This is a genomic window from Sulfuricurvum sp. (genome assembly GCF_023229695.1).
Classification (GTDB): Bacteria; Campylobacterota; Campylobacteria; order Campylobacterales; family Sulfurimonadaceae; genus Sulfuricurvum.
This window is the reverse complement of record NZ_JALNYS010000007.1, coordinates 144,099-155,998: the sequence shown is the minus strand read 5'-3', so window position 1 is coordinate 155,998 and position 11,900 is coordinate 144,099. Positions and strand designations below refer to the sequence as shown.

The window sequence follows — 11,900 nt, the reverse complement described above, 5'->3', positions numbered from 1 at the left end:
ATCGTGAGCCGTTTTTAACCCCCGACACCCTCTTTATCGTCATCAGCCAAAGCGGTGAAACGGCCGATACGTTAGAGAGTCTTAAGATGGCCAAGGCCTTCGGTCTTAAAACGATGGTGATTTGTAATGTCGACAACTCGTCGATGGTCCGTCTTGCCGATGCGAGTCTCCTCACCCGTGCCGGAATTGAAAAAGGGGTCGCGTCGACCAAAGCGTTTGCCACTCAGGTAAGTGTCCTCTGGATGCTCTCCCTTTTTCTTGCCGGTGAGCGCAAAACTCTCCCTACGGACGAAATCAAACGCCAGATTCAGCTGCTTCGTCTCCTTCCGGCAACGACGAAGGTTGATAACGACATCCACGAACAGCTTCGCCGCCTCTCCAAGCGGTATCTTCACGGGCACGGATTCTTCTTTATCGGACGGGATGTGTTTTACCCTCTCGCACTTGAGGGGGCACTAAAGCTCAAAGAGATCACCTATCTGCATGCCGAAGGGTATCCCAGCGGAGAGATGAAGCACGGTCCCATCGCTCTGGCCGATCCGGAGCTCTTTACGATCGCCCTGCTTCCGCAGCATAAGCTTTACGACAAGACCAAGAGCAATATCGAAGAGCTCAGTGCCCGTGATTCTACCATCTGTTCGATCAGCCCTCTGGAGTTTGACAAAGCCGATGATCATATCCGTACGCAGCCGGCTGAGGATTACCTGCTTGAATTCTTTGAGATGATGGTCGTCCTTCAGCTCCTCTCGATGGAAATCGCCATCCGTCTGGGCAACGATGTTGACATGCCGCGCAACCTTGCTAAAAGTGTTACGGTCGAATAAACGAAAATTTAAAGGGTAAATGCTCTTTTTGAAGGCAAATTCTTTTGCTTTCATATTTTTTTAAAAAACATTAAGCTATTCTCAGTGTTATTTTATATCTGTAAAACACCTAACTTCCGAGGGACACTACTTCATGAATACCAATCGAAAAATTTTATTTATTGTCGCCTTGATGCTTATCGGGCTAGCCGTTGCCACGATTACTAACGTAGCCCTCAATTTTCGTGAATACGGATACAATAATGCGATTGAAAAATCAAAAATGACCGCTGAAATCGTACGCGACGGCCTAACTGCCCATATGGTCAACGGTATAATGGACAAACGTCAGTTCTTCCTTTCCAATATCGCCAATATTAAAGATGTGCAGGCGTTGTGGATTGTCCGTGCAGACAAAGTAGTCAATCAACACGGCGAGGGTCTTGATAATGAACGTCCTCGAGATGCTATCGACCGAAAAGTCCTCAAAGAGGGGGTTATTATCCGTGAGATTCAAGAAGACACCCGGAATGCTGTTTTACGGGTAACCATCCCCTATATTGCTACCGCCTACGGCAGTCCGAATTGTCTGAGCTGCCATAATGCCAAAGAGGGTGATGTCCTCGGTGCTATCAGTATGGAATTCAATATAAATGAAATTCGCCAAACCGGTGCTATCACGATTGGAAAAATATTTGCGATTAACCTCGTCTTTTTAATTATCGCCCTTTGGGTAACCAATCACTATTTTAAACCTTATATGCAGCTTTTTGAAAATCTCCAACAAGGGATTAAGCGTGCTCGAACCGGCGATTTCTCATTTCGTTTCAAAACGACCCTTAAGGACGCCGGCTCTGAAGTGGCCGAACAAATGAATACCCTCTTTGAAAAAATGGAAGAGACCTTCGGCGGTATTAAACACAATCTCAATACCTTTGTATCGCGCTCAAACATTTCTTGTACCGATCCGCTAAATTCTGCGGGGACAATCATCAAAGAACTTTCCGATGTCTATAAATTTAAAAAAACAATAGAATTGGACAGTAGCAAAGATGCAATTTATGCCCGATTTATTTATGTTCTTCAAGAGAAATTTCATTTTTCCCATTTTGCCCTTTATGAAGTTGATAAAACCGTCAAAGAGCGTAAACTGATCTACATTACGGACCATAAAAGTTTCTGTCTCCCGGCAGCCGATACCAATCCTACCGAATGTCGCGCCTACCGCACCAATAGCGATGTCTATTCCACTGATTTCCCAAATCTATGCAACCATTGTGACAATACAAAAGAGTATACGTGTATCCCTTTTAACATTAATGATGATCTCTCCCTTATCCTCTCATATTCCGCAAACGGGATCGAGGAGATCGAAAATATGAATCTTGCCCTTCCCAGTATAAAAAACTATTTTGAAGCGGCAAAAGCGGTTATTGAAAGCCGTACCCTTATGGACAAGCTCAGAGACTCTTCATTACGCGACGGAGCGACACGTCTTTATAACCGCCGATTTTTAGAAGAGTTTATTGATCGAAGTGCTGCTCAGGCCCTTCGGTCCAACGTGAGCTATGCTGTTTTGATGATCGATATCGATTTCTTCAAAATGGTCAATGACACCTATGGACACGATGCGGGAGATCTCGTCATCAAATCATTGGCGGAAATACTGCAACACAGTATTCGCAAATCCGATCTTCCGATCCGTTACGGCGGCGAAGAGTTCCTTGTCCTGCTCCACAACACCACCCAGGAGGGAGCATTAGCCATTGCAGAGAAAATCCGTACGGTTTTCAATGAGAAAAAGTTTCAATTTGGAAGCGATAGCCTCCAAAAAACACTGAGTATCGGTATCTCACACTTCCCGCTACATGCCGACTCCCTCTGGAAAGTCATTAAATTTGCCGACATAGCCCTCTACGAAGGGAAGCATACCGGACGCAATCGGGTCATAGAATTTGAAGAGAGAATGTTTAATGGGGGCGATCAGTTCTAACCCGTTTTCCCATCATGATGATGCAGAGTACAAAATTCTGATATAACCGAAAAACAAGTAGTCACGTATCAAAAAAAGTACTCATTGCATTCAAAAAACACTGCCATTGATTTTGACCGTAACCTCCATTAAAGAAGAAAATACCGGATGAAAAAGCTTTTTTTTACCCTCATTTTTAACCTCGCCCTCTTTGCTTCGGATCCCCTTCTTAGAGTGGATACTCACGGTCATGAAGAAAAGATTAACGATATCATCATAACCCGTGACGATAAAATTATCACCTGCTCGGATGATAAAACCATTCGTATCTGGAATAGTAAAACAGGAGCGGAGGAACGAAAGATTCTAGGGCAGATCGGAGCAGGGAATGAAGGAAAAATATATGCCGTTGCCCTCAGTTTTGATGAAAAATTCTTAGCAGTCGGTGGATATATGGGAGGGAAAGCGGGAGAATTGACGGTGGGAAAAGGGACCATTCGTCTTTACGATTTCGCTTCGGGAAGAGTGATACAGGTTTTAAAATCGCATCAAGGGGTTATCACCGATCTCTCTTTTGATAAAAACGGCAATCTGTACAGCGCAAGTGCCGACGGTACCGTCAAAGTATGGGAAGCCCCTCAGGGAATATATCTCCTTCGCGTGAGCTTTAATTCCCATTCACAGAGTGTCACGGCCGTCCAACCGCTTAAAGACAACACTTCGTTTGTGACAGCGGGATATGACAATATCATTAATCTCTATAACGGAACAAAAGTTATCAACTCCTACAAACACACCGTCAAACTCGATTCAATCGCCGTATCTTCTCGCTACATCGCTTCTTCCGGAATCGGAAGTGAAATCTTGATTTTTGACACCCGCCTTAACCTCCTGTTCACGATCCAAAATCCTACGGAACCTAGAGGTCTGGCATTTAGTCCTGATGGAGCAAAACTACTCGTGGGTACCAGTGCTTTGCCAAATAAGGTAATGGTATACGACACAACCGATCGTTTTAAAGAAATAGTCTCTTTTGACCAGCATCACAACCTTGCAAAAGCCGTTTCTTTTCTTGATAACACGACTGCGGTAAGCAGCGGCGGAAGTAATAATGAGATCATTATCTGGAATGCCGCTACTTCGGCAGAAAAACTCCGGATGGAGGGGAAAGGAAAAAGTATTGTAAGAGTCGGAATCCATGGCAATCGCATCGGATGGGGAAACAGCTGGGCAAAAAAAAGTAAAAACGAATACGGCCCCATCGAAAAAGAGTTTGACTTAAGGACAATGAGCCTTGTATCGGATCATTTGACAAATTTTAATATCATTGACTCTTCCGGACTCTCGCATACCTGCGGTGGCGACAATGGATATGCCGATGCCGTGCTGCTTCTACCGAACAAAATCCAAATTATCCGTAATTCACTCACCGGATTCGGACACAATACGTACGGAAAATGGGATCAATATATCCTCAGCGGCGGAAGTGACGGTATTTTAAATGCTTTTGATTCAAAAGGGAACAGCATCGCGCACTTTATCGGACACACGGGCGAAGTATGGAATATCGCTATCGACGGAGATAGGATGATCAGCGGAAGTGCCGACAAGGTGCTCAACCTATGGAATTTAAACGATATTCATAAAACAGATACAATCATTACAACAGTTGCGGAGAACTCGATCGCAAAAAACTCCGGATTAAAGAGTGGCGATAAGATTCTTAGTATTGACGGCAGAACATTTAACTCCGTTGCATCTTTGTTAAATTATGTCAAACCTTTAAAAACATACCTATTCGAAATTAAGAGCGAAGGGATTATTTCAGCGATTGCAATCGATAAAAATGAGAGTAAATTCGGATTTACATTGCATCAGGACCAAACCATACGGCCCGTGCTATCTCTCTTCATCGGTACCGATAATGAATGGATTGCATGGACGAAAGAGGGTTTTTTTGATGCATCCGCCAAAGGTGCAAAATATCTGGGGTACCATATCAATCAAGGTTCTGACAAAGAAGCACGATTTATCCGTTTTGATAAATTGTATGACTCCCTATACCGTCCCGATTTAATCCAAAAAGCACTAAAAGGGGACTCCTTGGATAGCTATGTCAAAGAGATCCGCTTCGATCATCTTTTAGAAGAAAATTTTTAGACGGTATAATCATCCGAAAGATACGGGAAGCGTTTCAGGAAACATCCCTTCGGGAGCGCTTCGCTTGTTTTGGGGGGTGGCAGGGGACAAATTGTCCCCTGCCACTTTCCGGGCTATGAGCGGAAAGTGCGTAACATCCGTTACTTAGTGACAGCCGCAGCCTGTTCCGCAGCTCTCACCGCTTGTGGCTTTCGGTGCAGGAGCTGCCGCAGTCGAACATGCCGATACACCCGGAGGGGTATTTGGCTGAATCGCCTGATTATCAACTCCCCCCTCCGCGTTAATTTTTTCAATAGTAGCCCACAACGCTTCTGCCGCTTTCATATACCGTTTAGCCGTCTCGGATGTAGGCAGACAATAGGTCACAGGTTTCCCTTCATCCCCACCGGTACGAATTGCAGGTTCAATCGGAATCTCAGCCAAAATGGTAGTATCAAACTGTGTTGCCATCGCTTCGGAGGTCCCTTTTCCGAAGATATCGTACTCGACGCCGGTATCCGGAGCGATAAATCCGCTCATATTTTCAACAACACCCGCAATAGGGATATTCAATTTTTTAAACATATCCAAACTGCGACGTGAGTCATCCAACGAAACCATCTGCGGAGTCGTTACCGTAACACCGACCGTAACAGGGACACTTTGTGCCAACGTTAATTGAGCGTCACCCGTACCCGGAGGCATATCAATGACCAAACAATCCAGATCCGACCATAGTATGTCACGCAAGAACTGCTCAATCGCTTTCATAATCATGGCTCCGCGCCAGATAAGCGATTGTCCCTCTTCCATCAGTGAACCCATAGACATTACTTCCAGTCCATACGCTTTGATCGGAAGAACTTTATTGCCGACTACTTCGGGTTTAATCCCATCGATACCCAACATACGAGGAATATTCGGACCATATATGTCTGCATCCAAAAGCCCCACTTTTTTCCCTTGCATAGCAAGCGCAACCGCAAGATTGACGGAGGTCGTCGATTTGCCGACTCCCCCTTTTCCTGAACTTACCATAATAAAGTTCTTGACTTGCGGAGCAATGTTTTTCCCCTTAGATGAACTCTCACGCGGCATTTTAGGCGCTTGAATATTAATCACAATATTGGCTGCACCGGCACGTTGAAGCTCTTCCGTCGCTTCGACCGTAATTTGATGGGCAACCTCAGGAGCGCTTGAAGTAATATCCACAACAACATTCACATCGGAACCGTCGATTTTAATCTCTTTAACAAATCCAAACGTCACAATATCTTTCGTGAATCCCGGATAGGTCACTTTTGAAAGGGCTGATTTTACAATTTCTTCTGTCATAGTAATTTCCTTATATTATTATTTTAAACGCCATAGGAATGAAATCTCTATGGCAACGCTAACGCTGCGTTTACTTCAGCAGTAAGCTCAAAATCGCTTGCGATTTTTAACTGGCGGTTTTTGCCTCGGCAGCCATCTTCACTTCCGCAGCAATTTGGGCAATGGCTTCGGGGTTTTCCATAATCTGCTGTGTGATTTTGTAACTGCAGAATTTCGGTCCGCACATGGAGCAAAACTCCGCCTCTTTAAAGACATCCTGAGGCAACGTCTCATCGTGGTACTCACGTGCCCGCTCCGGATCGAGTGCGAGTTCAAACTGACGGTTCCAGTCAAACGCGTACCGCGCATCGCTCATCGCATCGTCGATATCCCGTGCCCCCTTGCGTCCGCGCGCGATATCCGCCGCATGGGCCGCGATTTTATAGGCGATAATCCCCGCACGGACATCTTCCGCGTTCGGAAGGCCCAAATGCTCTTTCGGCGTAACATAGCACAGCATTGAAGCCCCGTGCCATCCGCCAACTGCCGCACCGATCGCCGAACTAATGTGATCATACCCAGCCGCGATATCGGTAACCAACGGCCCCAAGATATAAAACGGCGCTTCATGACAGTATTCGCGCTGGATTTTCATATTACGTTCGATCTGATTGAGCGGAACGTGTCCCGGCCCTTCGATCATGACCTGAACGTTTTTCTCCCATGCGCGTAATGTCAGCTCGCCAAGAACTTTCAGCTCCCCCAGCTGCGCTTCATCGCTTGCATCCGCCAGACACCCCGGACGGAGTGAATCCCCCAATGAGAGGGAAACATCATAACGGGCACAAATATCGAGAATCTCATCATACGCCGTATAAAAAGGGTTCTCGCGATGATAGTGCATCATCCATGCCGCCATCAATGATCCGCCGCGACTGACGATCCCCATTTTACGTTTGGCGACTTTCGGCATTGTCTCCAACAAAAAACCCGCATGGATCGTAAAATAACTCACCCCTTGCTGCGCTTGACGCTCCAACACTTCGAGCATAACGTCAATGCTTAAATCTTCAATTTTATTATTGACGTCGTGCAATATTTGATAAATCGGAACCGTTCCGATCGGAATTTTTGAATTGGCGATAACGGCTCTGCGGATTTCGTCCAAGTCACCTCCGGTAGAGAGGTCCATAGCCGTATCGGCCTTATAATGTTGAGAAACCTGAATTTTCTCAATCTCCCCCTGAACATCCGAAGCAATTGCCGATGAACCGATATTGGCATTAATCTTACAACGTGCCGCGATTCCGATCGCCATCGGTTCTAGATTTTTGTGATTGACGTTGGCAGGGATGATTAAACGCCCCCGTGCTACTTCAGAACGGACCAACTCCGGATCAAGCTCCTCTACTTTGGCGACATACGCCATCTCTTCCGTAATAATTCCTTGTTTGGCATAATACATCTGAGTACGAACGGTATCGTTTTGTCTGTTGGCAACCCATGCGGTTCTCATGACTTTCTCCTAATTGATAAATTTATACCCTGTCCGATCCGATCGGACAAGCTACATTGTCGACGATTCGCCCACGCACAGATTCCATGCTACATATTTTTTGCAAACGATGATTAGACTTATAAATAAGACCCCCTAAAAGGGTCGTATCTGTTTTAATGTACATTAAAAACTTCAAGATGATTTAGGAAAACAATTTCTTCCTCTCCTTGATTTATTCTAGAATTTATCACAAACAAGATAAAAAAAAGCTTTTTATGTGTATAATTTCGTAACAGTTTCCAAAATAGGATACATTTTGTCTGATTTGACGCTTATTTTACTTGCTGCAGGTAATTCCAGCCGTTTTAAAGTCCCTGTAAAAAAACAATGGCTTCGTATCGGTCACGATCCGTTATGGCTGTATGTTACCAATAGTATCAAAAAAAACCTCCCCGATTCCCCGATCATCATTGTCGCCCATCCGGAGGAGATCTCTTTTTTCTCTGCAATGACCGACCATACCCTCATTAGCGGCGGTGAAACCCGGCAGCTCTCCTTGTCGAATGCACTTCAAGCGGTAAAAACACCGTATGTCATGGTGAGTGACGTAGCACGTGCGTGCATTGATCCTGCCCTTATTGAACGGCTTATTGCCCACAAACACCTTGCCGATTCGATCGTTCCGGTATTGGACATGCACGATACCGTTGTGTACGGCACGGACACCATCGACCGGACACACGTTAAACGGGTACAGACACCGCAGCTCTCCAAAACAGATATCTTGCGCCGTGCACTCAAGACCGATATTGAATATACCGATGAGAGCTCCGCTATTGTCGCATCGGGCGGAACACGTCATTTTGTTGAAGGGGATCCACGCGCGGAAAAGCTGACCAAATCTTCGGATATGGCTTCACTCGAATGTCTCTTTCCACCGTCAAAAACTACCTTTACCGGAAACGGCTTCGATGTTCACCCTTTTGAAGAGGGGAAACCGATGGTACTTGGCGGTGTACCGATTGCGTCTCCTGTCGGATTCAAAGCGCACAGTGACGGGGATGTCGCTATTCATGCTCTTATCGACGCATTGCTGGGTGCTGCATGCTTGGGCGATATCGGCATGTTATTTCCCGATACGGACCATGCGTATAAAAATATCGATTCCAAAGAGCTTTTACGTCAATGCGTATTAAAACTGCACCAATTCGGCTTTATCATTCTCCATGCCGATATTACCATTATTGCCCAAACACCGAAAATTTCCCCTTATAAAGGGGAAATGCGCCGAGTTTTAAGTGCCATCCTACAGATTCCGATTACCAGAATCAATCTTAAAGCTACAACGACAGAGCATTTAGGGTTTATTGGCCGAAGCGAGGGAGTTGCCGTAATGGCAACAGCATCCGTACACTATTTTGATTGGACAATTTAATGAATATACTCATTATCGAAAACGAGATCTATCTCGCACAAAGTATCGCCTCAAAACTCAGTGATTTGAGCCACAACTGCGATATTAGCAGTTCAACGAAAGAGGGTTTGCGAGCAATACCGTACGATGTCGTGCTCCTCTCGACCAATATTAGCGGTCAAGATATCTACCCCGTTATCGAAGCGTATAAAGATTCGGTTGTTATTTTAATGGTCAGTTATATCAGTAATGACACGGTCTCTAAACCTCTTGCGGCAGGGGCAAAAGATTACATCCTCAAACCCTTTATGATTGAAGAGTTAATCCGTAAGATTCAACATTTTCAAAATCATGAACGTCTCCGCCGTCAAAATCAGACCTATGAGCGTTACCTCACCCATACGTTTAATTCGATCAATGTTAATGAAGATCTGGATAAAACCGAACTACCGCTCTTTATTTGCAGCAGCTACCAAAAATATGCCGATGCGTTTGCCTTTCGGTATGCCGCTCATCACGATAAAACAATCCATTTTATCTCCCTTACCTCCGCAAAAGCCTTTAGCGATATTGCAGCGCTGAGCAATGACGCCATATTGTATATTACCGACTTTCAGCATTTGAAAAAAAGCGAACACAAAACGTTATACGAATTGGTACAAGAGAGACCCTGCATTATCTCGGGGACCGATCCGGTTGAAAATTCCCCTTTCCGGACTATTGAAATCGAAAGTGACAACCACCTTTTTGACCAAGGGGAAATTTTGCCGATTGAAGAGTATGTCAAATACATCATGATCCATTTTCAAAACCGGTTCCCCGATACCGAACTCTCAAAAAAACTGGGAATTTCACGTAAAAGTCTATGGGAAAAGAGAAAGAAATATAGCATTGTCAAGAAAAAATAGAGCCCTATACATCGATCAAGAGGCCGTCTCGGCTCTCACTCTCCTCAAATCGGGATTGTTGGCTCCCGTAACCGAATTAATGAATGAAGCCCAAAGCAAAGAAGTCCTCAACAGCGGAATGTTCAAAGGTAAAACCTTTCCGTTTCCCCTCATCCTCTCCCCTAACGGTAAAATCAATGAAACCATTCTGATCACAGCCAAAAAAGGGGAAATTCTCGACTTAATTTGCGACAATACTTTTGTCGGTGAGCTGTGTGTCGAGGAAGTTTATAAAATTGATCCTCACGAACGGTTACGCCAAATTTACGGCACCGAAGATCTTTCCCATCCCGGAGTTAATGCTACCTATAAACGGCTGGGTAAATTTGCTATTTGCGGCCCCTATTCCATCGATCTAAGCTCAGTAGAGGCGATTCGAAACACCATTGCTCAGGCTAAAGAACAAATCGGTGCGCAGCACATGAGCGCTATTTTTATGGCGGCAAATCCGCTTCACCGTGCCCATGAACGGCTGATACGCCAAAGCCTTGAGCGAACCGATTTGATTGTGATTTTTCTCCTGAAACCGTATCATAACTCCAACCTCACCTATGAGCTTCGACACAAAACAGTCGAATATTTTATCGAGAACTTCCTCCCCCGCAATCGAGTCGTCGTTGTCCCCCTTGAGAGCAGCTACCTTTTTGCCGGAGGCAATGAAGTAATCCTAGATGCAATCGTCGCCAAAAATTACGGATGTAACCGTCTTATGATCGGGCAAAATCATGCCGGCATCGGAATGTATTATGATCGTAATGCCAACAAATCGATCATCGACCGGCTCATCGGGATTGATATCGATGTGAGAATTGCCAGCGAATACGTCTACTGCAATCAATGCAAAACCCTTGTCAGTATCCAGACCTGCCCGCACGGGCACCACCACCACATCTCCTACCATGCCGAATCCATCTTAGAACTGATGCAGCAAGGATTGCTCCCTCCGGCAGTCCTCGTGCGAAAAGAGATTTCGGCAATGATTGTCGCTTCACTTTATCCGAACCGGTTCAAAAATCTTGCCAAACTCTATTATGACATTATGCCGGTCAACGGTTTGCTCGAAGAGCACAGTGAAAAAGATTTTTACGTTGAATTGATGCGTCTGTATCAAACCACGTCATTGACATAACGGCACACCAGCAAAGCCGGTATGCCTACGCTAACGCTGAGTTCACTTCAGCAGAGTGCTCACGTGCAGTGAAACCGCACTTTGATTTTACATAAAAGGACAAAAATGAATTGGTTTTTTCTCACTGTAGGCTACAGCGGCCTCTCACCCAAGGCACCCGGTACGGTTGGGACTCTCGTTTCCCTCCCCCTTGGGGTTCTCATTTTAATGTACCTTGGTCCGCAAACACTCTTTTTAGCGGCAATCCTGATCACGCTGATTGCGATTAAACAGATCAACCGTTTTGAAGCGGATACCCATAGCCACGATGACAAACGGATTGTAATCGACGAATTAGTCGGAATATGGCTTGCCCTCTCCATTGCTCCGGGGGTGATGTTTGCAACCGGTGATTTAGGAGTTTGGAATAACGGTATTGCACTCCAAATCGTTTTAAGTTTCCTTTTTTTTCGATTTTACGATATCAAAAAACCCTCCGTTATCGGCAGAATAGATCGTGAAGCGCAGGGGGGTATCGGTGTCATGGGTGACGATATCATCGCCGGATTCGCCGCCGGCATCAGCTCGGCGATACTTTGGCAGGTTATATTAAAAAGTGGATTAATCCACTAGCGAATATCCCCTTCCCCCTTTTTCGGAAAGATCGATACTTTTGTATATTGATACTTTCCTGACACGATCTGC

9 protein-coding genes are annotated in these 11,900 nt (G+C 45.3%); 7 read left to right on the top strand and 2 right to left on the bottom strand.

Translation table 11 applies throughout. The features are described from left to right. The 3 genes from M0P91_RS06770 to M0P91_RS06760 all read left to right on the top strand — a co-directional run. Positions 1-824: SIS domain-containing protein (locus tag M0P91_RS06770; protein ID WP_295065945.1), on the top strand; the 824-nt coding region annotated here is incomplete at its 5' end. A 133-nt stretch (positions 825-957) separates the two neighbouring features. Next, complete coding sequence (locus M0P91_RS06765) at positions 958-2,796, top strand: GGDEF domain-containing protein (RefSeq protein ID WP_295065943.1); 1,839 nt, start codon at positions 958-960, stop codon at positions 2,794-2,796. Between the two features lie 147 nt (positions 2,797-2,943). After that, on the top strand, positions 2,944-4,935 hold the full coding sequence (locus M0P91_RS06760) for a WD40 repeat domain-containing protein (protein ID WP_295065941.1): 1,992 nt from the start codon (positions 2,944-2,946) through the stop codon (positions 4,933-4,935). A gap of 144 nt (positions 4,936-5,079) precedes the next feature. On the opposite strand, the gene M0P91_RS06755 is transcribed toward M0P91_RS06760, so the two are convergent. Continuing rightward, complete coding sequence (locus M0P91_RS06755) at positions 5,080-6,249, bottom strand: Mrp/NBP35 family ATP-binding protein (RefSeq protein ID WP_295065939.1); 1,170 nt, start codon at positions 6,247-6,249, stop codon at positions 5,080-5,082. Between the two features lie 106 nt (positions 6,250-6,355). Then, entirely contained in the window at positions 6,356-7,744 is a 1,389-nt protein-coding gene (gene thiC / locus M0P91_RS06750) for a phosphomethylpyrimidine synthase ThiC (protein WP_295065937.1), read from the bottom strand. A 298-nt stretch (positions 7,745-8,042) separates the two neighbouring features. Between thiC and M0P91_RS06745 the strand changes: the two genes are divergently transcribed. The 4 genes from M0P91_RS06745 (at position 8,043) to M0P91_RS06730 (ending at position 11,828) form a co-directional block, all read left to right on the top strand. Continuing rightward, on the top strand, positions 8,043-9,161 hold the full coding sequence (locus tag M0P91_RS06745; RefSeq protein ID WP_295065934.1) for a bifunctional 2-C-methyl-D-erythritol 4-phosphate cytidylyltransferase/2-C-methyl-D-erythritol 2,4-cyclodiphosphate synthase: 1,119 nt from the start codon (positions 8,043-8,045) through the stop codon (positions 9,159-9,161). Next, positions 9,161-10,048 (top strand): response regulator, encoded by an 888-nt coding sequence (locus M0P91_RS06740; protein ID WP_295065932.1) that lies wholly within the window; start codon positions 9,161-9,163, stop codon positions 10,046-10,048. The genes M0P91_RS06745 and M0P91_RS06740 overlap by 1 nt, the downstream gene beginning before the upstream one ends. Continuing rightward, on the top strand, positions 10,026-11,216 hold the full coding sequence (locus tag M0P91_RS06735) for a sulfate adenylyltransferase (protein ID WP_295065959.1): 1,191 nt from the start codon (positions 10,026-10,028) through the stop codon (positions 11,214-11,216). Before M0P91_RS06740 ends, M0P91_RS06735 begins: the two co-directional genes overlap by 23 nt. Positions 11,217-11,321: 105 nt before the next feature. After that, positions 11,322-11,828, top strand: coding sequence for a phosphatidylglycerophosphatase A (locus M0P91_RS06730; RefSeq protein ID WP_295065930.1), 507 nt, complete (start codon positions 11,322-11,324; stop codon positions 11,826-11,828). Positions 11,829-11,900: the final 72 nt, after the last annotated feature.